The sequence below is a fragment of the Methylobacterium sp. FW102-HT35C08 genome, assembly GCF_058790235.1.
In genome coordinates, this window is the sequence record NZ_JBYTCL010000002.1 from 4261568 (window position 1) to 4283624 (window position 22057).

Annotated in this window: 20 protein-coding genes; 10 read left to right on the plus strand and 10 right to left on the minus strand. The window is 70.4% G+C overall.

Annotation, left to right across the window (positions count from 1 at the left end; all coding sequences use genetic code 11):
• The first annotated feature begins 338 nt into the window (after positions 1-338).
• The gene (locus AC3WSN_RS20265) at positions 339-614 is read left to right on the plus strand and encodes a hypothetical protein (protein ID WP_492540330.1); all 276 of its coding nucleotides are present in this window, start codon (positions 339-341) and stop codon (positions 612-614) included.
• A gap of 158 nt (positions 615-772) precedes the next feature.
• Positions 773-1111 carry a hypothetical protein gene (locus AC3WSN_RS20270; protein ID WP_492540332.1) on the plus strand — a complete coding sequence of 113 codons (339 nt, stop codon included), beginning with the start codon at positions 773-775 and terminating at the stop codon, positions 1109-1111.
• On the opposite strand, the gene AC3WSN_RS20275 is transcribed toward AC3WSN_RS20270, so the two are convergent.
• The 9 genes from AC3WSN_RS20275 to AC3WSN_RS20315 form a co-directional block, all read right to left on the minus strand.
• Complete coding sequence (locus AC3WSN_RS20275) at positions 1086-3038, minus strand: TonB-dependent hemoglobin/transferrin/lactoferrin family receptor (protein WP_492540334.1); 1953 nt, start codon at positions 3036-3038, stop codon at positions 1086-1088. The two genes, AC3WSN_RS20270 and AC3WSN_RS20275, sit on opposite strands and share 26 nt — an antisense overlap.
• 367 nt (positions 3039-3405) lie before the next feature.
• Positions 3406-4230: a heme ABC transporter ATP-binding protein gene (locus AC3WSN_RS20280; RefSeq protein WP_492540336.1), complete on the minus strand. Its 825-nt coding sequence runs from the start codon at positions 4228-4230 to the stop codon at positions 3406-3408.
• Complete coding sequence (locus AC3WSN_RS20285) at positions 4223-5269, minus strand: FecCD family ABC transporter permease (RefSeq protein ID WP_492540338.1); 1047 nt, start codon at positions 5267-5269, stop codon at positions 4223-4225. Before AC3WSN_RS20285 ends, AC3WSN_RS20280 begins: the two co-directional genes overlap by 8 nt.
• Before the next feature lie 24 nt (positions 5270-5293).
• A complete protein-coding gene (locus AC3WSN_RS20290; RefSeq protein WP_492540340.1) occupies positions 5294-6190 on the minus strand; it encodes a heme/hemin ABC transporter substrate-binding protein in 897 nt (298 codons plus the stop codon).
• Positions 6187-6399: a hemin uptake protein HemP gene (hemP, locus tag AC3WSN_RS20295; protein WP_192710190.1), complete on the minus strand. Its 213-nt coding sequence runs from the start codon at positions 6397-6399 to the stop codon at positions 6187-6189. The genes AC3WSN_RS20290 and hemP overlap by 4 nt, the downstream gene beginning before the upstream one ends.
• A gap of 413 nt (positions 6400-6812) precedes the next feature.
• Positions 6813-6971 carry a hypothetical protein gene (locus AC3WSN_RS20300; protein WP_192710191.1) on the minus strand — a complete coding sequence of 53 codons (159 nt, stop codon included), beginning with the start codon at positions 6969-6971 and terminating at the stop codon, positions 6813-6815.
• A 336-nt stretch (positions 6972-7307) separates the two neighbouring features.
• Complete coding sequence (locus AC3WSN_RS20305; RefSeq protein WP_192710192.1) at positions 7308-9800, minus strand: two-component system VirA-like sensor kinase; 2493 nt, start codon at positions 9798-9800, stop codon at positions 7308-7310.
• Positions 9797-10798: a cytochrome-c peroxidase gene (locus tag AC3WSN_RS20310; protein WP_492540343.1), complete on the minus strand. Its 1002-nt coding sequence runs from the start codon at positions 10796-10798 to the stop codon at positions 9797-9799. Before AC3WSN_RS20310 ends, AC3WSN_RS20305 begins: the two co-directional genes overlap by 4 nt.
• Positions 10799-10800: 2 nt before the next feature.
• Positions 10801-11562 carry a response regulator gene (locus AC3WSN_RS20315; protein WP_238197685.1) on the minus strand — a complete coding sequence of 254 codons (762 nt, stop codon included), beginning with the start codon at positions 11560-11562 and terminating at the stop codon, positions 10801-10803.
• Positions 11563-12389: 827 nt separating this feature from the next.
• Here AC3WSN_RS20315 and AC3WSN_RS20320 point away from each other — a divergent pair.
• From AC3WSN_RS20320 to AC3WSN_RS20330, 3 genes are read left to right on the plus strand one after another with little or no spacing between them, the layout of a single operon-like run.
• Positions 12390-13658 (plus strand): glycosyltransferase, encoded by a 1269-nt coding sequence (locus AC3WSN_RS20320; RefSeq protein WP_492540346.1) that lies wholly within the window; start codon positions 12390-12392, stop codon positions 13656-13658.
• A complete protein-coding gene (locus tag AC3WSN_RS20325; protein WP_492540348.1) occupies positions 13649-14929 on the plus strand; it encodes a Bcr/CflA family efflux MFS transporter in 1281 nt (426 codons plus the stop codon). Before AC3WSN_RS20320 ends, AC3WSN_RS20325 begins: the two co-directional genes overlap by 10 nt.
• Positions 14926-15783, plus strand: a complete 858-nt coding sequence (locus AC3WSN_RS20330) for an alpha/beta fold hydrolase (RefSeq protein ID WP_492540350.1) — start codon at positions 14926-14928, stop codon at positions 15781-15783. Before AC3WSN_RS20325 ends, AC3WSN_RS20330 begins: the two co-directional genes overlap by 4 nt.
• 541 nt (positions 15784-16324) lie before the next feature.
• Here the strand turns inward: AC3WSN_RS20330 and AC3WSN_RS20335 are convergent.
• Entirely contained in the window at positions 16325-16510 is a 186-nt protein-coding gene (locus AC3WSN_RS20335) for a hypothetical protein (protein ID WP_492540352.1), read from the minus strand.
• Between the two features lie 334 nt (positions 16511-16844).
• Here AC3WSN_RS20335 and AC3WSN_RS20340 point away from each other — a divergent pair, with 334 nt between their 5' ends.
• From AC3WSN_RS20340 to AC3WSN_RS20360, 5 genes are all read left to right on the plus strand, one after another.
• A complete protein-coding gene (locus AC3WSN_RS20340) occupies positions 16845-18083 on the plus strand; it encodes a cytochrome P450 (protein WP_492540354.1) in 1239 nt (412 codons plus the stop codon).
• A gap of 141 nt (positions 18084-18224) precedes the next feature.
• Positions 18225-19526: a glycosyltransferase gene (locus AC3WSN_RS20345; protein ID WP_492540356.1), complete on the plus strand. Its 1302-nt coding sequence runs from the start codon at positions 18225-18227 to the stop codon at positions 19524-19526.
• 263 nt (positions 19527-19789) lie between these two features.
• Positions 19790-20035, plus strand: coding sequence for a hypothetical protein (locus tag AC3WSN_RS20350; RefSeq protein WP_192710201.1), 246 nt, complete (start codon positions 19790-19792; stop codon positions 20033-20035).
• 8 nt (positions 20036-20043) lie between these two features.
• Entirely contained in the window at positions 20044-20961 is a 918-nt protein-coding gene (locus AC3WSN_RS20355) for an adenylate/guanylate cyclase domain-containing protein (RefSeq protein WP_492540358.1), read from the plus strand.
• A gap of 181 nt (positions 20962-21142) precedes the next feature.
• Positions 21143-21733, plus strand: coding sequence for a phytochelatin synthase family protein (locus AC3WSN_RS20360; protein WP_492540360.1), 591 nt, complete (start codon positions 21143-21145; stop codon positions 21731-21733).
• Positions 21734-22057 lie beyond the last annotated feature (324 nt).

Consider the following 22057-nt stretch of genomic DNA (forward strand, 5'->3'; position numbering starts at 1 on the left):
CGCGCGCGACTACAGCCGGGAATGTGGAATCGACGACGGCTGCGCGCCAGCGTCAGGCGTCCGATAAGCCCGTCATGCCTCGGGAGCGCTGATCGGTCCGACATCTGCCGAAGCAGCGGCGACACCCTACCGTGTCAGGGATGTTTGACAGTGCCCTGAAGTCTCGGCATCTCGACTTCTGCGCCAACCAGCGGAAAGGACAACAGTAATCACGCCGAGGCGCAACCTGGACGATTGGCGCTCGGGCTGAGAACATGCTAGGTTCGTCAGATCATCTTGACGGAGATGCGCGCGTCGTGCCGCCCACAGAGTCCGCCAACGCAGAGACGAGCACGAACTTGGCGCTCGATATGGTCGGTCGCGCTTATCTGGCCCTGGCCCTGCTCTACGAGACGGCGCACCCGGGCGAGTTCACCGAGGTCCAGCAGAAGATCCGCACCTTCGTCCAAGACAATTTCCGCATCATCGAGGAAACGAGCCGGAGCGAAACGCTCGGCGCCGATATCGTCGCGAGCGCGAATCTTCTCGTCGACAGCGTCCTCGCCGAGGTGGAGAACAGGATCGCCACGATGGTTCGACCGTCCCGGCACGGGCGTGATCAAGCCATTATTTGATTTCGGACGCCAAAATTAGTGGATATTACGTTCTATTTACGGAAATCTGAAAGGCCGACACGCGAATAGCGGCGCATCCACTGTCTTATCCAAAAGTATCGACAGTCTTAATAGGGCATGTTACCCGATAGGGGGACGGAAATAAAATCATAAGCGCGATGATGGACGGCGATGATTGGAACCGAAACGCGCCCAGCGACGATGTCGCGCTCGAGGTCCTTGTCCGGGCCTATCACGCCCTTGCGGTGATCTACGAACTGTCCAATCCTGGCGCCTATGCGGTGCTTCACGGCAAGATGATGCCCTACCTGCTGGATAGCTTCTGCCAGGATGCGCAGAATCCGGCTGGCCCTTACCCGGCCGAGACGGTCGCGACGGCCCTCGAACGTGTCCGCTGCGCGCTGGACGACGTCCGGTCCGATGTCGCTGCCGTTCGGGACGGCGCCGCCGCGGGTGCCCGCGAGGAGGCGCCTATCGCGTCGCGAAGGCGAGGCTGAGCGCGGCCTTGGCGACGAGGCCCGGGCTCGCGAAGGCGTCGAGATAGGGCCGGTAGCGCTTGTCGAAGGCGTTCTGCACGATGAAGTCCGCCTTGAGGCGGCTGTCGATGTCGTAGGTCGCGAAGAGGTCCACCAGCCCGTACGCCTTGGCGATGCGGCGCGCCGCGCCGGCGGGCAAGCCTGTGCGTGCATCCACCAGGGTGAGGCGCGCGCCGACCGTGAGGCGCTCGGCGAGGAAGCGCAATCCGACGCTCGTGCTGATCCGGTCCGGCGGCACCGTGAGAAGGGTCTCGCGGGTGGACCGGTCGCGGCCGTCGATATGGGTGGCGGCGAGCGAGACGAAGCCCCGGCCCCAATCGTAGCTGCCCTCCAGCTCGACGCCGGAGAGATCGGCCTGGGTGATGTTGCGGTACTGATAGGACTGGACCGGGATGACGCAGGGGAAGCGCCCGGGCCGGCGCGCGCAGAGTGAGGGCGGGATGCCGGGGATGGCCGGGACGTAGTAGGTCGGCCCGACCGCCTGCATGTCGATGAAGGCGTCGACCGCGTTGTCGAAGACGGCGAGCTTGGCCCGCACCGCGTCCTCCGCCACCAGCACCGCGTCGGAACGCAGGTTCACGCCGCCCTCCACGGTGTGCGCCACCTCCGGCCGCAGGGCCGTGTTCGGCAGGATCGTGAAGGCCGGGAACGGGTGGATGCCCTGGACCAGGGTCTCGGTGATGGTGGGCGCGCGGTAGCCCTCGGCATAGGTGCCGTAGATCTCGAGACCGACCAGCGGCGACACGCCGACCGTGATCTTCGGCGAGATCCGGTCGCCATCGGCATGGTATGCACCCCCGGCCAGCCGGTAGCTGTCGTAGCGCAGCGCGCCGATGACCCGCAGCCAGGGCGCGGCGCGGATCTCGTCCTGGATGAAGACGCCGGCGAGGCTCCGGCGTCCCGAGGGCGTGAAGGCCGACCCGAACCCGCCGGCCCGATCGCCGGTGCGGACATGGTCATCCACGGCATCGCCGCCGGCCGTCAGCGCGTGGGAGACGGGACCCGTGTCGAAGCGGGCCGTGTTGTGGACGTCGAAACCGGCGGTCCCGATGTCGTAGGTCAGGCGGTCGCCGGCCCGGGTGCCGAGCCGGTCGTAGAGGCCCCGCGGCGAATCCCGCAGGAAGGTCAGGGCGTCGCGGGTCGTCGTGGCGTAGCCGTCGAGACTGAGGTCGATCAGCGGCACGTCCGGCCGGGCGAACCGGTAGCCCAACGTATAGGTGTCGGCCTGCACGGCATTGGCGAAGCGGGCTCCGGCGCCGGTGCCGCCGCCATTGGCGAAGTCGAAGCGCTGCAGCAGCGCCGTGGCGCGGATCTCGTGCCCATCCGCAGGCCGCACGGTGAGCTTGGCCAAGCCCGCGCCCAGTTCGCTGCCCGTGTCGGGCACAAGGGTGCCGAGCCCGTCGCGATAGGGCGCGGTGTTGCGGAAGACGAACTGGCCGAACAGGTCCGCCGCGGTGCCGATGCGGGCGCCGAGCGCCGAGCTGTTCACGAATCTCTGCCCGTTCGTCCCGAAGCCCTGCTTCTGCACGAAGCCAGCCGAGTCCCCGGGGGCGAGGATGTCGTCGATCGAGCGGGTCCGGAACGCCGCGACGCCACCGATCGCGCCCGAGCCGTAGATCGTCGCGGTCGGCCCCCGGGTGATGTCGACCCCGCCAACCAGCTCGGGATCCAGGTAGAACACCCCGTTCGCGCCGTGACCTGAGACTTGGAAATCCTGGCGCGCGCCGTCGATCAGGACGTTGACGCGGCCGAAATCCTGCAGGCCGCGGATGTTGATGGCCTGGGCCGGGTCGTTGCGGCTCTCCTGCATGGTCACGCCCGGGACGTCGCGCAGGACCTCCGACAGGCGCGCTGGCTGGAGCCGGTCGATCTGCGCGCGTGACGACACTCGTCCCCGACAGCGCGTCGATGGCGGGCACCGCGGTCTTGGTCGCGGTGACCGAGAGCGTGTCGAGCCCCACCTCGGTCTCGGCAGGCGGAGCCGCTCGGGAGCCGGATTCCTGGGCATCGGCGCGGACCAGGAGCAGCAGCATGGCGCCGAGCGCCAGGCACATGCGGGAGCAAGGACGAGACATGATGAGATCCGCACACGCACAGTCGGAGGAGAGAGCTGGCTGGCGGATGGCTGGCTTGCTGAGGCTGTTCTGTGTCAATTCTTGAGACGAGCGCAATCGATCGCGCCGCGCCTCACCTTCGGATGGTTCGAAGGTTGCCCTTCACCACACTGGAAGATCTTAAAACACGGCGGAATGCGATCAGGAATGTGATGTTTCTGCCACATCCCGGCGCGGCAGGAGGAAGGGCTGATCCCCATCCGGCACCCGCCCGACCGGCCAGCGGACGCCGAAAACCCGCGTGATCAGGTCGTCCCGCAGGACCTCGGCCGGCCGGCCGCTCGCGACCAGCCGCCCCCCGTCCAGCACCAGCAGCCGATCCGCGTAGGCCGCCGCGAGGTTGAGGTCGTGCAGGATCGCCACGACGGCCACGCCCTTGGCCGTCAGTTCCGCCGCGGCGTCGAGCAGCGCGCCCTGATGCCGAAGGTCCAGGCTGGCGGTCGGCTCGTCGAGGAACAGCACCTGCCGCTCCGCGACGGTGCGGCCCGCCTCCAGCTGGCACAGGATGCGCGCGAAGTGCACCCGGGCCTGCTCGCCGCCGGAAAGGGTCGGGTAGGTGCGGTCGGCGAGGTGCGCCACGTCGGCCTGCGCCAGCGCCCGGGCCAGGATCGCGGCCCGGTCCCGACGATCGAGGCCCCGGCCGATGCCGTCGAGGCCGATCCGGGCGACCTCGGCCACCGAGAACGGAAAGGCGAGGCGCGAGGCCTGCGGCAGCACGGCCCGCATCGCCGCGAGACGCCACGGCGGAATGGATCCCACCGCCTCTCCGCCATAGAGGACGGCCCCTCGGCTCGGCCGCAGCGCGCCGCTGAGCAGGCGCACCAGGGTCGATTTCCCGGCACCGTTCGGGCCGACGATCACCTGCAGGCTGCCGGGCTCCGCCGCGACGGAGACATCGCGCACGAGGTCGCGTCCACCCACCGTGGCGACCAGGTCGCGGGCCGTGAGCAGGGCCGGCTCAGGCATCGTCGATCCGTGCCCGACCGAGGAGCAGCCAGAGGAAGACCGGCGCCCCGACCAGCGCTGTGACGATGCCGATCGGGAGTTCCGCCGGCGCCGCCACGAGGCGGGCCACGACGTCGGCGAGGACCAGGAAGGCGCCCCCGAGCAGAGCCGAGGCCGGGAGCAGCAGGCGGTGCCCCGGGCCGATCACGAGCCGCAGGGCGTGTGGCACGATGAGGCCGACGAAGCCGATCACCCCGGCCGCCGCCACGCTGGCGCCGACCGCGACCGCCACCAGCAGGATGCAGGCCCGTTTCAGGCGCTCCACCGGGACCCCGAGATGGACCGCCTCGGCCTCGCCGAGAACCAGGGCGTTGAGGCCGCGGCCGAGGAACGGCAGGGCGGCCAGCACCGGCAGGATCAGCGGCGCCGAGGCCGTGACCTTGGCCCAGGTCGCGCCGCCGAGGCTGCCCAAAGACCAGAAGGCGAGATCGCGCAATTGCCGATCGTCGCTGACGAAGGTGAGCAGCCCGGTCAGCGCACCGCTCAGGGCTCCGAGGGCGATCCCGGCGAGCAGCATCGTCGCCACCGCCGTGCGTCCGGACCGGGTCGCCAGGGCGTAGAGGACGAGCGTTGCGCTGAGGCCCCCGAGGAAGGCGCCGGCCGGCAGGACGGCGTAGGGCAGCGGCCCCGGCAGGCCAAGAGCGGCGAGGAGCCGGTCGCCGAGGACGATGATGCCGGCGGCCGCGAGGCCCGCCCCCGACGAGACCCCGACCAGAGCGGGATCGGCCAGGGGGTTGCGGAACAGGCCCTGCATCAGCGCCCCGGAGACCGCCAGCCCCGCCCCGATCATCAGCCCCAGCAGGGTTCGGGGCAGGCGGATGGTGAGGATCACCAGAGCGTCGCGGGCGAGCGCCGGATCGGCCCCGCCGCCGGTCAGCACGGCGAGGACGCGCGCGACCGGGATGCGGATCGCCCCCAGGCTCACCGAGAGCAGCGCCGCCGCAAGGGCCAGGACGGCGAGACATCCCAGGACCGGGAGCGTCGCGGCAGGCCGGCTCACGCGCAGGCTCCGCCGGGTCCGGGCTCAATCACGCGGCAGATCCGGGTAGACCGCCCGCATCAGGTCCGTGGCCGCCTCGGGCGTGCGCGGGCCGAAGCCGAGAAGGTAGAGCCCGTCCATCGCCACGAGCCTGCGTGCGGCCGCCGCGGGCGTCTGGCCCAGCGCGGTACCAGGCGCGAAGACGCGCTCGGGCCCCAGCGGCTCCGGGCCGTTCTGCATGATCACCACCGTCTCCGGCGCCGCCGCCACGACGGCCTCGTCGGTCATCGGCTTGAAACCCGCGATCCCGGACGCCGCGTTGGCGATGCCGGCCAGAGCCAGGATGCCGTCCGCCGCCGATCCTGTGCCGCCGACGACGGTCCGGCCGTTCTGCAGGGACAGGACGACGAGCGCGCGGGCGGCCCGCGCGATCCGGGCGCGCCGGGCCGCGAGATCGGTGAAGCGGGCACGCAGGTCGGCCTCGAGGATCTCGGCTTCCCGCTCGAGCCCGGCGAGGCGCCCGACCGTGGCGACCTTGTCGAGCACACCTTCGGGACTCGGCGGCTCCGTCACCGGCTCGACCCGCAGCCCGGCCTCGCGCAGCTGCGCCAGGACCGCGGGCGGGCCCGCGCCCTCCGCGGCGATGATCAGATCGGGCCGCTGGGCGAGCAGGCCCTCGGCCGAGAGCGCCCGCAGGTAACCGACATTCGGCTTCTCGCGGAGGGCCTCGGCCGGGTAGAGGCTGGTCGTGTCGACCGCCACGATCCGGTCGCCGGCCCCGAGGCGGTAGAGGATCTCGGTGATTGCGCCGCCGAGGGCGGCGATGCGGGTGGCCGTCTGCGCCGCGGCGCCGCGCGGGGCGAGCGCGCCCGCGGCCAGGGCGGCGAGAAGCGCGCGGCGCGACCAGGGACCGGCCGGGCGGGGTGGGATGAGCCCGATCATTTGGTCAGGATCAGCTTGTCGCTCGCGGTGACACGCAGGCGATAGCGCTGGCCGCTGTGGCGGATGACGACTTCCCGGCGCCCCTGGAGAAGGCGCGCGGAGACGATCTCGGCCTCCGCCTCGACGAGCGGCCCCGCGAGGACGGCGCCTGGTCTCGCCCGATTCCCTCCCGGGACGCCGCAAACCTCGTTCCTGTCCGGACAGGACATCGCTCAAATGCTCCCGGTCTTTACTTTATAGGATTTCAAAACATCGATCAGCATCGCTGGCGGATGACCATAAAGGCCATTGCCGGCAAAGACCACCCCCGGACAGGCGGTAGATTTACTTCGTTTCTATACGGCTGAAAGACAATTCTGCGGAGCTTGCGAGCCGGATCAACGCTCTTCGAGCAACGTGCCGCCAAACCGGGACCGTATCGGTCAAAGAGGTTCCGTTCGAATGCTTCCGTAGACGGGGCCCAGCCCGTCATCACGCGCGCAGCGATTTGACCCAGGGCGGCGCGACGTCAGAAGGCGTCGCGCCGCCTGGCCTGCTTCGCTCCGCGCGCAGAGACGACCGCGCCGCAATCCTCGTCGGGAAACGGTATCGAGCGGAGGCGTAGCGCGCTCCGTGGAGACGGCTACCGGAACAGGGGCAGGCCGGCACCGATGATGACGAGACCGAGCACGATCAGGCCGCCGCCCGCGCTCTCCAGGGTCGCCTGCTGAACCGAGCGGCGCGGAGCCAGGCCGGCGAGCACCGCACCCGAGAGCAGGCAGAACAGACTCAGGATGGTCATGGCAGGTGCCCCGGCGCTCAGGCTGAACGCCCGCAAGAGCGTGGAAACACCGAGGTTGCCCCCGCATCCTTTAAGGAATGCCTTTTACGGCGTGCGCGAGACCCCGGTCTCTCACCTATGCGGGAAACCGAGGCCCTTTCGGGCATCCACGCTCGCCCGTCAGTCTGGGGGATGGCTTCGGGGCGAGCGTGGCGGTCGAGAGGAGACTCGACGCGCCCCGGAAGCAAGACTTATGCATCCACGCCCGCCGCCGACCCGAGGGCGTTGGGAGCGGCTGCCGGGCCTCGACGGTCGCTCCGCCTCGGCAACCGCATGGCGAGACTCCGCCAGCAGTCGCTAATGCAACGCCGCCCGGTTCTCGACCGCCTTGCGCCGAGGCGAAGCGCCCCGCGTTTCGGAGCCCAGGTGTCGCCGCAGCGTGAGCGCCAGTGCGGTCGAACGCCAGGGTCGGCGCGCAACGTCGACGATGGGGATGGCCGAGAGAACCTCCGGCCGGACCGTGTCCGCGGCCGAGAGCGAGAGCACGATCGGACGATCCACGATCCGAGCGGCGCGGCGGGCGAAGGCGAGGCCCAAAGGACCCGACGGTCGGTTCTCGACGATCAGCAGGTCGAAGCGCCCCGGCTCCGCGCGCAGGGCCGTCAGCGCCGCTTCCGGGTCCGTGTAGCCGATCGGCTCGTAGCCCAAGGCCGCCAGCGTCTCCTCATCCTCCTGCACCGCGGAGCGCGCACCGCCCACGATCATCACGGTGCCGCCGGCGGCCGAGTCGCCGGGCTCGGTCTGCGGGCGGACGGGCAACCAAACCTCGAACGCGCTGCCCACCCCTGGTTCACTGCGGACGTGAAAGGCGCCGTCCTGTTCTTGGACAAACTCGAAGGCGGTGGCGAGCCCGAGGCCGGTGCCGGCCGGACGGGTGGTGAAGAACGGCTCGAAGATCCGCGCGAGCGTGGCCTCGTCCATCCCGCGGCCAGCGTCGACCACGCGGATCCGGACGTGGTCGCCGGGGGACAGCTCGCCGTGGGAGAGCGTCCGCCGCTCGGCGAGGCGGACACGTTCGAGCTGCACGTCGATCGCCTTGCCCGGATCGGAAGCCTGGATGGCGTTGCGGATCAGGTTATGGACCACCTGCTGCAGCTGCGCCGGCTCGCCGTCGACGACCGCGCCCTGGGCAGCCCCGGTCAGGCGGATCGCGGCCCGGTCGGCGGTCGACGTCCGGATCTGGGCGACCGTCTCGGCGACGACCGCATCGACGTCGCTCGTGCTCTGCGTCGCACCGCCCCGACGACCGTAATCGAGAATCTGCCCCGCGATCTCGTGCGCGCGCCCGCCCGCCTGAACCAACAGATCGATCTGCTTGGCAGCCCGGTGCGGATCGGCCGGCAGGGCGTCGGCGGCGATCTCGGCATGGCCGAGCATGACGTTGAGCACGTTGTTGATGTTGTGCGCCACGCCGCTGGCGAAGATCCCGATCGCTTCGAGGCGCTGCGCGCGCCGGAGGGTCGCCTCAATTTCGCGGCGCTCGGCCCAGACGTGCTGGCGCTCCAGGGCGGCCCCGAAGCTGTCAGCGACAACCTGCAGAAGGCCGCGCGAGTGCCGCATCCAAGGCGGCAGGGTGCTCCGCGTGCGCTCGAAGCACAACACGCCGACGATTCTCTCCCCCCGGCGCAAGCGCGCGCATGTGAGCGTGGTGACGCCACGCTGCGCGAGAGCTTGAATCAGGGCCGGAGGTCCAATCCCCCCCGCCGTTTCGACAAAGATGTGATCGTCTGGAGCAGCGATAAGATCCGGCACCAGGGCACGTTGTGCGTCCGGCCATCCGCGGGGAGCCGGATGGCCAGGCCGGTTCCACAGATGCGTCGCGTTGGTGCCGTCGAGCATGAGGACGTAGCAATGGTCCGTGTTCGCCCCTTCTCCCACGATGGCCATGGCATCGACGATGTGCGCCTCGATCTGATCGGGCTGGCTCGCAAGGAAGAGGTTGTTGGCTTGCGCCACAACGGCTTGGAACACGATGGTCCGGCGTAAAATTATGGTGCCGGCCCGCATCAACAGGCCGACCCGCACCACCAGGGCCACCAGGGCCAGGGCCGCCGCGTAGAGCGCGAGGCGGAACCCGTCCGCGCGGACCTGTCTCTGGTCCTTCAGAGCGCGGCGCGCCTCCAGGAGAGCCTGACGCGCCGGCTCACTCGACGAGGCCGGCAGGGAGCGGGTGACGGTGTCGACCTGCGGCAGCAGCTCGAGGAGCTGGCGCCCGTGCAGGACGATGGCGGCGATGTCCGCTCCCCGACCCGCCGGATGGCTGACCGCCGCCAGGGCGTCGAGCCGGGCGCGGATGTCGTCGAGGCGCCTCGGACTGGACTCCCGGGCGAGTTCCGAGACCCGGATCTGCAGGGCGGCGACCGCCCGGGCAAGCCAGGGATCGATGTCCGGCTCGGACAGACGGTCGCTGAGGGAATCGAAATAGGCGATCGAGTTCTGCACAAGGGCGTTGCCGGTCTTGAAGCGCTCGACCATCTGCGCCTCGCGGTTCATCGCCTCGGCGAGGGCGCGCACCTCGCGATCGTCCGGCCCGCTCGACGCCCGTATCGCGGCGAGCGCCGCCTGCATCTCCCGGAGATGGGTGACGATCGGATCGTAGTTGCGCAGGAGCCCGGTCCGCGCCCGGAGCACGTCGTGCTGCATCCGGGATTCGGCGAGCGCGAGGGCGTCGATCGTGCGCTGGGTCTGCACGTAGGCGGCGTCCATCTCGCCCTTGCCGTTGATCATCAGCCACGTGAGCAGACCGGCCAGAAGCACCCCGAGCACGGCGGCCTGCGCGGTCAGCCTCATGGCTGCGGCGCGGCGCCGGGCGCGTTCGGGGCCGTGAGGGGCCGTCCCGCGTAGGAGCCGGTGAGCGTCCCGAGGAACGCCACGATCGCGGCGGTCTGCGACGGCGTCAGCTCCCGGCCGAGCTGCGCCCGGGCCATGAGCCGCACCGCCTCGGGGAGCGTGGCCACGCCGCCATCGTCGAAGTACGGCGCCGTGACCGCGACGTTGCGCAGGCTCGGCACCCGCAGCACCTCGGCGGCCTTGTTGGGGATCGCGACGAAGATCCCGACCTTCTCGAACAGGTTGCCGCCGACATTGACGCCCTGGTGGCAGGCCGCGCAGCCGATCCCCCGGAACAGATCGTAGCCCGCCCGCTCCGCCTCGGTGATCGCGTGGACGTCGCCGCGCAGCCAGCGGTCGAAGCGGCTGTCCGGGGTCAGCAGGGTGCGCTCGAAGCTGTTGATCGCGTCGATCACCGCCTCCCGGTCGGCCGCGCGCCCGTAGGCGGCCTGGAAGAGCGGGGCGAACACCGGGTCGCCGCGGACCGTGTCCAGGATCCGGGGCCAGGAGCCGCCCAGGAACTCGGGGCGCGTCAGGGCGAGCTCGGCCTGCTCGTGAAGGCTCGGGATGTCGCCGGCCCAGCCCAGGCGGAAGCTCAGCGCCGCGTTGAAGGCCGTGGGCGTGTTGCGGGGCACCGGCGTGCCATCGGTGGTGAGATTCCGGGCGACCGCGCTCGCACCGTTGCTGCGGATGTCGTGGCAGGTGATGCAGGCCCGGTCGCCCCGGCGCGACAGCCGGGTGTCGGTGAACAGCATCCGGCCCAGGGCGGCCCGGTCGGGATCCGCCCCGAGGCTGCTCGGGACGGGCGTGATGACGTCCATCGCCTCCACGGCGTCGGCGGGCCGCGGGCCGCCGGCCGTCTGCTCCTGGGCGCGGGGCGCCAGGATGGCCAGGGCGCTGCCGACGAGGCCGGCCCCGAGAGCCGCCGCGAGGGAACGGGCGAGGCGCGGCGGGGCCACGGCTAAAGCTTCTCGACCGGCACGGCGAAGACGTAGCCGATGCCGCGCTCGGTGACGATCAGGCGCGGCGCGCTCGGGTCCGCCTCCAGCTTGCGGCGCAGCCGCAGGATCTGGACGTCGATGCTGCGGTCGAACACGTCCTCGTGGACGCGCGTGGCCTGCAGGAGCTGCTCGCGGCTCAGCGGGCGCTGGGGCGCGTCGAGGAAGGCCACCAGCAGGGCGTACTCGCCCTTGCTGAGGGCGACATCCGCGCCGGCCGGATTGGCGAGGCGCCGCCGGCGCCGGTCGAGCACCCAGCCGTCGAAGCGGCTACGATGGGAATCCTGGGCCCGGGCCGGGGCGGGCGCGACCTCGGCCCGGCGCAGGATGACCCGCACCCGCGCGAGCAGCTCGCGCAGCCCGTAGGGTTTGACGAGGTAATCGTCGGCGCCGAGTTCGAGGCCGATCACCCGGTCGATCTCGTCCCGGCGATGGCCGGTGGTGATGATGACCGGAAGATCACTCTTGGCGCGCAGGTCGCGCAGCAGGTCGAGACCGTTCTCCGAGCCCAACCGCAGGTCGAGCACGACGAGGTCGAAATCATCCTCCGCGAGCCGCTTCTCCGCCTCCGCCCGGTTGATCGCCGGGGTGACGTCGACGTCGTGGTCGGCGAAGTGGTCCGAGACGATGCGCTGCATGCCCGCATCGTCCTCGATGAGGAGAATGCGGGTCGTGCCGGGACGCGCATTCCGACCCTGCCCCCGGTCCAGACTGGGTTCGATCATGGCCACCTCCGGTTCGCGGCAGCCTGCCGCGACGGCACGATCTCGATGCGCCGGCTCGCGGAGCGGGAGCGCCGCTCCGATCGGGGACATCGCCGACCGGGTGACCTTCGCGTCCATCGCCGACCCATCCCGGCGGCCCATCGAGGCGCGTCCGGACGTCGGGCCTTGCAGGTCGCGTTGATATCACGCCCCCCAAAGGATTGCGCCCTTCGTATTGTGCGGGGCAACACGATACGAGCATTCGCGCCGGACATGGCTGGTCCGGACAAAGGCAATTGGCACGGTTACCGTTGTAACCGGAACCGATGCACCCCGAAATAGGGATGTAATCTGCAAATACCAGGGTCATTCTCTCGCAATAGAGAGGCGACCATGACTGACGCCGCAATCTCCAATCTGCGCCAGAATGGCGGACGATACGCGCTCAAATCACGATCAGCACGCGGTAACGCCGTAGCTGATCTTGCGAAACGATCGGGATTTTGGTCGCGGGAGCGGGCCGGCCCGGCTTCAGCGTCGGACGCCCGGGGCCGATCGGCGCGTCGCGGCCTCGGTCGGTGGCTGCTGGAGGGATTGGTGGTCAGCTTCGCCTACGGCGGCTGCATCCACAACATGCATCCGGACTATGTCGACTTTCTGCGCGATCTAAGCAGATCATCCGGGCCATAAATATAAAACTCGCGAAGATAATCGATTTTACAGATCAAGTAATAGATCTATATTCTGAGTTCATCACCAAATAACTCAACGACGACCCCCGGAAAAATCGCTCGAATACAGGCCGGCCGATGCGCCTGCCTGCGCGATCAGATTGGGAACCACTGTCCATGTCCCTCAATGTGCTCTGCATCTCGTGGGGAACCACGGGCAATCTCAGCCCCGTGCTGACGGCGGCCCGGCAACTGAACCGGGCGGGGCACCAGCCGCGCGTCATGGCCGACCCGGTGATGCGCGGCGAGGTCGAAGCGGCGGGCTTCCCGTTCATCGGGTGGCGCCGGGCCCCGACCGGCAGCGATGCCGACCCGGCCGACTTCTCGGATCTGGCCGATTGGCTGGGCCAGACCATGTTCGCTCCGGCGGGCGCCTACGCGGCCGACACCCTCGACGAGATCCGCCGCCTCCCCACCGACGCCGTCCTGAGCCTCGATCTGCTGCCCGGCTGCGCCCTGGCGGCCGAGGCGGCCAGCCTGCCGCACGCGGTCCTGTCGCCGCATATCAGCATCCGCCCGCTGCCCGGCATGCCGCCCGCCGCGAGCGGCCTGACGCCGCCGCGGAATGCCGAGGAGCGGGCCGTGGTGGACGCGGCGACCGACGCGATCGTGTCGGCCATGGAGCAGGGTCGGCCGGCGCTCAACGCCGCGCGGCGCGCCTTCGGGCTGCCGCCGGTCGCCAGCGCCTTCGCCCATTTCGATCGCGCCGACCGCGTGCTCCTGGCCGTCAGCCGCACCTTCGACTTCGACACCGAGGCGCTGCCCGCCAATTACCGGTACATCGGGCCCCTGCTCGACGCGCCGGGCTGGTCCCGCGGGGCGCTGACCACGTGGCCCGGGGCGCGCCGGCCGCGGATCCTCGTCGCCGGCAGCACCGGCGCCCAGAACCAGACCGACCTCCTGCGGCGGGTCGCGCGGGCGCTCGGGACGATCGAGGCCGAGACCGTCCTGACCACCGGCCCCCATGTCGGGGCGGAGGACCTTGCCGCCCCGGACTCCATCCATGTCGTGGCGGCCGCCTCCCATGACGCCCTCATGGCCGAAGCCGATCTGGTGGTGTGCCAGGGCGGTCACGGCACCGTCAGCCGGGCGCTCCTGCACGGCGCGCCGCTGCTGGTGATCCCGCTCGCCCGCGACCAGACCGACAACGCCGCCCGCATCGCCCTGCGCGGCGCCGGTCTACGCCTGCCCGCCGGGGCGAGTGAGGCCGAGATCGCGGCGGCCGCCCGCCGGATCCTGGCGGAGCCGGGCTTCCGCACCGCCGCCGCGGCCCTCGGTGCGGCCGTGCGGGCGGATCTCGACGCGAACGGGCTCGTCCGCGAGATCGAGGCGATGACGGCGTCGCATCGCGGCGCCGCCCGGGGCGGAGATCGGCTTTGGGCCTGATCCGGGCCGCCGCCGTGCCGGCGCATCCCCGCATCCGCTCCGGCTCGGCCGCCTTCTCGGCGCTGCTCGGGCTGCTGGCGGCGCTCCCCACCTTCGGGATCGACATGATCCTGCCGAGCCTTTCGGACACGGCCGCCGCGCTGAATGTCCCGCCCTCCGCGATGGGCGCGGCCATGGGTGCCTACCTGCTCGGCCTCGGCGGGGCCCTGCTGGTCTACGGTCCGGCCTCGGACCGCCTGGGCCGCAAGCCCGCCATCGCCTTCGGGTGCCTGCTCCTGATCGGCGGCAGCCTCGGCTGCGCCGCGGCGCGGACGCTGCCGCACTTCCTGCTGTTCCGGGCCCTCCAGGGCATCGGCGCCGCCGGCCCCGGCATGGCGGTCCTCGCGATGGTGCGCGACCTGTTCGAGGGCGAGGCGGCGCGGGCCCGGATGTCGTTCGTCGTCCTCACCATCAACGTGGTGCCGATGATCGCCCCGACGGTGGGCGCGGGGCTGATGGATCTCGGCGGCTGGCGCCTGATCCACGCCGCGCCGATCGCCGCCGCCGTGGTGGCGCTGGCGGCGATCCGGCACATCGACGAGCCCCTGCGGCGCGTCTCGGCTCCCGGGGCGGCGGCGACCGGCATCCTGCGCGGCTACGGCCGGATCCTGGCGAGCCGGGTCTTCCTCGGCTACGCCCTGTGCAACGCCGCGGCGGCGGGCGCGGTCTTCGCCTACATCACCGGCTCCGCGCTGGTGTTCATCGACGCCCTCAGGTTCCATCCGCTGACCTACGGGCTGGTCTTCGGGGCAAGCTCCCTGTCGGTGATGGGCGGCGCGTTCCTGAACGGCCGCCTCGCGGCCCGGAGCGTCGGGCCCTCGCGCGTGATCGGCGCCGGCCTCGCCCTGGCGACAGCCTCCGCGGCGCTCCTCCTCGGTGCCGCCCTGGCCGGGCCTCCCGCGGCCGCGCCGGTGATCGCCGCGATGGTCGGCGTCGCCCTGGCCTTCGGCCTCGTCTCGCCGAACGCCATGCACGGCGCCACGGAACTCAGCCCGGATGCGGCGGGCGCGGCGAGCGCCGTCGCGGTCTTCCTGCAGATGGGCGGCGCGGCCCTCGCGAGCGACCTCGTGGCCCGGTTCTTCGACGGGCGGTCCGCCCTGTCGATGGCCGCCGTGATGCTCGGATGCAGCCTCGCCGCAACCGCCGCCCATGCCGGCCTCACGCGTCCGGCCGACCGGCGATCCCCCGCCCCCTTCCCGTCCCCCTCTCGACAGCACGGAGAAACCGCATGATCTTCGACCCGCCCCCCTGGCAGCCCGTCCACCTGACGCGCGACGGCGCCAAGCTCGCCCATATCGAGGCCGGACCGCTCACGCCCGAGGGGCAGCCGCTCCTGTTGATCAACGGCTGGACCGGCGATCACGGCATCTTCACGCCGCAGATCCGGCACTTCTCGAAGACCCGCCGCGTCGTGGCGGTGGACCTGCGGGGTCACGGCGCCAGCGATGCGCCCGAGCAGGACTACACGATGGCGGGCTTCGCCGACGACATCGCGTGGCAGAGCCGGACCCTCGGTCTGGTGAAGCCGGTCGTCATCGGCCACAGCCTCGGCGGCGCCGTGGCCCTTGAGCTGTGCGGCCGCCATCCCGACCTCGCCGCCGGTCTCGTGATGATCGACACCATCGTCTTGCCGTCACCGGACGCAGCCGGCAGCCCCGAGATCGAGGGGCTGCTGGCGGGCGTCGGCGGCCCGGATTACCGGGCCGTCGTGCGCGAGATGGCCTGGTCGATCGGCTGCGACTACGACCACCCGGCGCGGCGGCAGGCACTCTTCGACACGTTCATCCTCGGCCCCTGCCTGAGGACACCGCAGCACGTGGCCTATTCGGCGCTCCGCAACATGATCCGGCACCACGACCCGGTGCCGGCTGCGCGCGCCTGCCGGATTCCCATGGCCTACATCTCGGCAGACGTGCCCCTGGTCGAGGCGGCGCGCGACCTGGAGTTGCTGCGCGAACTCTGCCCGCAGCTCGTCACCGCCAAGACGCTGCTCGCGGGCCACTTCAACACGATCGAGGTGGCCGAGCAGGTCAACCCGATGATCGAGCGCTTCCTGGCGGTCGGCCTGAGGAGCCGCGGGCGATAGCCGCGCCTGACGGAAGGCAAGGCTCCGGTGTCGGCGCGAACCGGCGCGCCCGGCTCACTCTGCCACAGAGGGATGGATGGTCACGCCGCGTCTTCGAAGAAGAGCGACGCCCGCTTCCTCCCCTCGTGGCTAAGGGTTGCACATCGGGTGATTTTCATCTCCCGTTCGAGACAATTTCTCCATCTTCTTTTCTCTATCGCCGCATCTGCGCGTCATCCCGGGGCCGCGCAGCGGAGCCCGGGATCCAGACACGCCGACGCGGCAAGACCTTGCGCTGAGAGCGGTTCTGGATTCCGGGCTCGCCTGGGGCGACCCGGAATGACGGGCTTGCTCCAACAGGCGCATGCCATCGACAGGCAGATAAATTTTTTCAAGCTTATAGCCCGTAGCCCTCGTAGGGAGGCTCCGGAGGTGGGGGTGGTGCAGAACGCACAAGGTGGAACCGCAAACCCGCATGTGAGAGGGACATCGAGCCACATGTGGCACCGGAGGCGGTGCCACGACCGGACTGACAGCACCGCCAGTCCGCACCGATCAGGCGTCACCGCGATCTGCCGCCACCGATCCCGTCCTGCCCGGACCGATCACCCAGGAGGCGCCGCGCCGATGTGATGACCTGGAGCGTCTGAGAACTCAGCTGCTCCGCGCGCGCGCGCCGCTCGTATTGGCGCAGGCGGAGGATGAGATCTTCGTCACGCGCGACGCCGTGATCCAAATCGCCGATCACGGACTCGGTGATCGTCCGCCTCAGCAACGTCTCGAAAACGTCGTCCGTATTCGCCCACCCTTCAACCATGAGGACTTCTCCTTCTGTGAAGCGGAGCCTCTCTCGATAGGCCGGGTTACGGCATGATTTCGGATTATCCGACGCACGAAACGCAGCGCAGCGGACGTGTCCTTGCGCACAATCCGGGCGAATGGCCCCTCAGCCCGCCCGCTCTTCTGCTCGTGCCTTCCGGCGCGCCGAATGTTATGATCGTAACCGTCGGCCGAGCTTCCGAAATCATCCTGTAGCTCGGGCTTCCGAGAGTTCTCGCGCATCACAGCAGCGAGGATGACAGATGAACGGAACCGATGACCCGACGCGTCACGGCGGCCTGTCCGAGACTCCGGACGGCGTCCCGACGCTGACGGTGGCGGAGCTGGAGGCCGATCCGCACGGCGTGTTCCGCGCCTGGCGGCCCCGACTGCCCGTCGTCGGCCACGAGGTCGCGGGCTACCTCGTGCTCCGTGCCCGCGATGTCGACTTGCTGATGCGCGACCCCCGCGCCCGGGCGACGGAGACGCTCTATCCGGAGACGCGCGGGATCCCGGAAGGCACGCTGTTCGATATCTTCGCGCACGGGATGCTCACTGCCAACGGGGCCGTCCATCGCCGGCGCCGCTCGCCCTTCACCCGCACCTTCGCGGCTCGGATGATCGAAGGCCTGCGTCCCCGGATCCGGGCGGCCGCGGAGAGCCTCGGCCGCGACGTGCTGGCGGAGGACGAGATCGACCTCGTCGAGCGCTACACGTCCCTGATCCCGGCCCAGACCATCGCCGACATCCTCGGCCTGCCGCGCGACGACATCCCACGCTTCACGCGGCTCGCCTACGAGGTCTCCCGGGTGCTGAGCTTCACCTTCGGACCGGAGGACATTCCGGAACTCGAAGCGGCGGCGCTCGCGCTGCAGGATTACGTGCGCGCGATCCTCGAGGCGCGCCGGTCGTCGCCCCAGGACGATTTCCTGTCACGCTTCCTGGCGGAGGCGGATGCGGCGGGCGAACTCACCCCGCAGGAGGTGGTCGTCCAGCTCGTGCAGATGATCATCGGCGGCACCGACACGACCCGGGTCGCCGGCGCGATGCAGGTGGCGCTGCTGCTGCAGCATCCCGGGCAATGGGCGGCGGTGCGCCGCGATCCCGGTTTGATCCCGGCCGCGGTGGCGGAGTCGCTCCGCTACGAGCCGAGCGTCGGCTCCGCCGGGCGGGTCGCCCAGGAGGATATTGCGCTCGACGGACATGTCGTGCCGGCGGGAAGCATGATCCTGCTCTCGACGCTGTCGGCGCTGCGGGACGAAGCGGTCTACGCGCATCCCGACACGTTCGATATCCGGCGCACCGACCTTCCCCGCCTGCATCCGATCTTCGGCGGCGGCGCGCATCGCTGCATCGGCGAGGCCCTGGCCCGGATCGAGCTGGAAGAGGGCCTGGGCGCCCTGATGCGCCTCGCCCCAGACCTGCGCCTGACGGGCGCGATGCCGGTCGTCCAGGGCCATAGCGGAATCCGCCGCATCGATGCGCTGCGGGTCGCCGCATAGGGCCTGCCCGCCCCCGTTTCAGCCGTAATCGTTTCGGCCGCGCTCCGCAGCCGCGCCGTAACAGGCCGCCCCCAGCCTGTCTCCCGGGCCTCGCGGCGATCGTGCGGCGCCCGCTATCCCCCCTCACAGATAGGACATGCGATGAAGGTCCTCCTCTGCTCGACGCCCGCCACCGGGCATCTCAACCCCCTGCTGGCCATCGCCCGCATGCTGGTCGATGACGGCCACGAGGTCATGGTCCTGTCGGGCTCCGCCTTCCGCGACCGCATCACGGCGTCGGGTGCGCGCTTCATGCCCCTGCCGGGCACAGCGGATTTCGACGGCCGCGATCTCCGCGCCGTCGTGCCCGAACTGGCTCAGATCCCGCCCGGGCCGGATTGGCTGCGCGTCGCCATGGAGCGGATCTTCGTCGATCGGATCCCCGACCAGCACCGGGGCCTGCGCGCGGCGCTGCAGGCCTTTCCCGCCTCGGTGGTGATTGGCGACGACATGTTCTTCGGCGCCCTGCCGCTGCTGCTCGGGCCGCGCGCGCAGCGGCCCGCCATCGTCCTGTGCGGCACCTCGTTCCTCCACTGCACGCGCCCCGACAAAGCCCCGGCTTTCATGGGCCTTCCGCCGGCGGAGTCACCGGAGCAGGAGAGGGCCTACGGGCGGATCGCCGAGGCTTACGACGCGGCGGTCGACCGGCCGGTCGGGCTGAGCCTCGCCGCCGTCCTGGCGGAGCTCGGCCTGGCGGCGCCGCCCTGGCCGCTGTTCGACGCGGTCGTCCGGCTCGCCGACACCTACCTGCAGCTCACCGTCCCGAGCTTCGAATACCCGTTCGCGATGCCGCCGACGGTGCGCTTCATCGGGGCCTTGCCGATCGTCCCGGGTCAGGCGGCGCTCCCGCCCTGGGCCGGCGATCTCGACGGCACCCGCAAGGTCGTGCTCGTCACGCAAGGCACGGTCGCAAACCACGATTTCGGCCTGCTCGTCGGCCCGGCCCTCCAGGCTCTCGCCGGTGAGCCCGATATCCTGACCGTGGTGACGGCGGGCGGGCGGGGCTTGGACGCCATCCCGGGTCCGATTCCCGCCAATGCGCGGCTCTCACAATACCTGCCGTTCGAGTGGCTGCTGCCCCGGATCGACGCCATGGTGACCAACGGCGGCTACGGGAGCGTCAACCAAGCGCTGAGCTTCGGAATCCCGCTCGTCGCCGCCGGTCTCACGGAGGATAAGGCCGACGTGAATGCCCGCATCGCGTGGTCGGGGGCCGGGATCGACCTCGCCACGAACGAGCCGACGCCGGCGGCGATCCGGCGGGCGGTCCGGACCGTGCTCGACGCGCCGGGCCACCGTCGGGAGGCGCAGCGCCTCGCCGCCGCCTATGCGACGTACGACGCGAAGGCCGAGATCCTGCGGCTCCTGTCCCAATACGGCGGCCGCGTGCGCAAGGCCGCCTGATCGCACACCGGACCTTGCCGAGGGCCGCTACAGGACGCGTGGCCGCCCTCTCTGTGACTATGACGGCACCCGGCCCGCTGGACCGGGTGCCGTTCGCGTGATTTCACGCCAGCCCAAAAATTAAATAGATATTGATCAGAACATCCCTCGAGATATGGAAAATATCTGCCACATTTCCGCTGTAATAGCATTTCCGCTTTGCGGAACAGCGGCGAAATATCGAAGATGTACGCATGAGGCTCCGAAATCCGGAGCTCAGAACCATGATCCACTATCGGACGAGATTTACGGCAGGCGCCGCGATCGCAGCCTTTGTCCTCGCGCTGGCGGCCCCGAATGCCGCGTGGTCGCAGCCGATCCCGCGCTTCGCACAGCCCGACGTTCCGAGCCCGGCCGCGACGGCCCATCCCCTCCCGGCCTCGCAAGGCCAAGATTCCCGCTCTCCCGCCGTCGAGCGCGAGCACCTCAAGGCGCAGCGCATCATCAACCGCGTCTGCTCGGGCTGCTGATGCCAACGATGTCCCTTCCGGATGCCCGCACGGCGACGGTGGACGCCGGTCCCAGCTCCGGTCGGAAGCGTCGGGAAGCCGGGCCGCAGTCCGTCCGCCAACGCGACACCGCCGCGGCATGGGGCGCCCCGCTCCTCGCCGCGGCGGCGATGCCGCTGCTTCTGGGACTCGCAACCGCGACGGCGCCGGAACCCGTCACCCTCAGCCTCGCCGGGCTTGCCCTGACGTGGCTCGCGTTGCGGACGCAGCGCCTGCGCTCCGCGGCCCGGATCGCGACGCGTCATCGCGACAACCTCGCGCGCCTGGCTGCGCCGGCGGTCGCCCGATTGGTCGCCGAGACCGATTCGGTCGCGCTGCGCGCCGGCTGGGAGCAGGCGGCGACGGTGCTGTTTGCCGACATCCGCGGCTTCACCCGTCTGTGCGAGACCTTGGCGCCTGGCGAGGTTGCGGCCTTCCTCGCGGAGTTCCGGACGCGCACCGCGCGGGCGATCGAGGCGGCAGGCGGCCTTGTCGACAAGTTCGTCGGCGACGAGGTCATGGCCGTGTTCGGCGTGCCGCACGCGGCGCCTGGAGATACCGATCGCGCCGTGGCGGCGGCCCGCGCACTCGCGGCCGCGATGACGGCCTGGAGCGGCGAGCGGGAGCAAGCGGGTCTGCCGCCGGTCCGGATCGGGATCGGGCTGCACCGCGGCTCGGTCTTCATCGGCACCATCGAGGCGGAGCGCGTCGAGTTCACCGCGGTCGGCGACACCGTCAACGTGGCCCGCCGCCTGGAGCAGATGACCCGCACCCTGGCCTGCGACTGCATCGTTTCGGAGTCCGTGGTTCAGGATGCGACCTCCGGCGAGGCGCGGATCGTCGCCGTTCGGCCGGTGCGCGGAGCCTGTGCCGTCCTGCGCCTGTTCGCCATCCGGCTGGACCCGTAGCGGCCGGGCGCAATCCCATTCGGAGCGGAGGGTTCGCAGCATGGTAGCCGAACAGGTGCGACGCGGCCGTGGCTGGAGGCGCCGCCGGTCCGCTGTCCTCGGAGCGATCGCGCTCCTGGTCGGGATCCTCGGCGCGGCGATCCTCGGTCTGCGTCTCGTCAGCCCGAACGCCGACCCGTCCGTGATCTCGATCGCGACAGGCGCGGACTTTCACGATCCTGCCCTTCTGGCGCGGGCCTGGGCCCTGCCCGTGGCCGCGGCGTACCGGCGTCGTCCTTACGAATACCAGAGCAACCCGAGCTTCTGCGGTCCTGCCAGCGTGGCGAACCTGCTCCGCTCCCTCGGCGTCGATTTTTCACAAACCGACGTGCTCCGCGGCACGGCGTTTCAGCCCTGGTTCGGGGTGCTGGTGAACGGGCTGACGCTGGATGAGCTGGCGGAGCTGATCCGAAGGCGGCTCGATCGTCCGGTCCGTGTTGTCCGTGATCTCTCGTTGCCCGAATTCCGCGCGGCGATGATCAGCGGCAACGATCCCGCCAAGCGGCTGATCGTCAACTTCCACCGGGGGCCCTTGTTCGGCCGGGGCGCCGGGCACTTCTCGCCGATCCTCGGATATCTCCCGGACCGCGATCTCGTCTTTGTCGGCGATGTGAACGGGGATTACCGGCCTTTTCTTGTCGGCAGCGAGCGCTTGTGGCGCGCCGTCACGACGCTCGACGCCACGTCCGGCAAAGCCCGTGGCTTGCTGATCATCGACGCGGCCGTGCCTTAGCGCGCTCAAGGCGACGTGGACGCTGGCTCGGCGCAAGAGTCTGGACGAGATCGACGGCGAGCCGGACCTCGAGGACGGTAGCGATCCGGAGCCGAGCCTGGGCCCAGCGAAAATCACCACACCTCACAGATCGTGTGGTTGCGTGGTGGGGACCGGGATCTGGAAGAATGACCTGGGCACCTCGTCCGCCCTGGCCATCTGGGGGAAGCGGTGGACGGGCAGGAGCGGCTACCGCCAAGCGCCGAGCCCCTGCCCCAGATCGCAAAAGAAAGGCCCGGCAGCGGTGTCCTCCGCGGCCGAGCTTCAGATGGCGTCGCCGGCAGC

Coding starts and splice junctions, on each gene's coding strand:
- AC3WSN_RS20330 (WP_492540350.1), top strand. CDS start 14,926: ATGATCTTCGACCCGCCCCCCTGGCAGCCCGTCCACCTGACGCGCGAC.
- AC3WSN_RS20355 (WP_492540358.1), top strand. CDS start 20,044: ATGTCCCTTCCGGATGCCCGCACGGCGACGGTGGACGCCGGTCCCAGC.
- AC3WSN_RS20320 (WP_492540346.1), top strand. CDS start 12,390: ATGTCCCTCAATGTGCTCTGCATCTCGTGGGGAACCACGGGCAATCTC.
- AC3WSN_RS20315 (WP_238197685.1), bottom strand. CDS start 11,562: ATGATCGAACCCAGTCTGGACCGGGGGCAGGGTCGGAATGCGCGTCCC.
- AC3WSN_RS20345 (WP_492540356.1), top strand. CDS start 18,225: ATGAAGGTCCTCCTCTGCTCGACGCCCGCCACCGGGCATCTCAACCCC.
- AC3WSN_RS20270 (WP_492540332.1), top strand. CDS start 773: ATGATGGACGGCGATGATTGGAACCGAAACGCGCCCAGCGACGATGTC.
- AC3WSN_RS20305 (WP_192710192.1), bottom strand. CDS start 9,800: ATGAGGCTGACCGCGCAGGCCGCCGTGCTCGGGGTGCTTCTGGCCGGT.
- AC3WSN_RS20340 (WP_492540354.1), top strand. CDS start 16,845: ATGAACGGAACCGATGACCCGACGCGTCACGGCGGCCTGTCCGAGACT.
- AC3WSN_RS20350 (WP_192710201.1), top strand. CDS start 19,790: ATGATCCACTATCGGACGAGATTTACGGCAGGCGCCGCGATCGCAGCC.
- AC3WSN_RS20280 (WP_492540336.1), bottom strand. CDS start 4,230: ATGCCTGAGCCGGCCCTGCTCACGGCCCGCGACCTGGTCGCCACGGTG.
- hemP (WP_192710190.1), bottom strand. CDS start 6,399: ATGTCCTGTCCGGACAGGAACGAGGTTTGCGGCGTCCCGGGAGGGAAT.
- AC3WSN_RS20290 (WP_492540340.1), bottom strand. CDS start 6,190: ATGATCGGGCTCATCCCACCCCGCCCGGCCGGTCCCTGGTCGCGCCGC.
- AC3WSN_RS20300 (WP_192710191.1), bottom strand. CDS start 6,971: ATGACCATCCTGAGTCTGTTCTGCCTGCTCTCGGGTGCGGTGCTCGCC.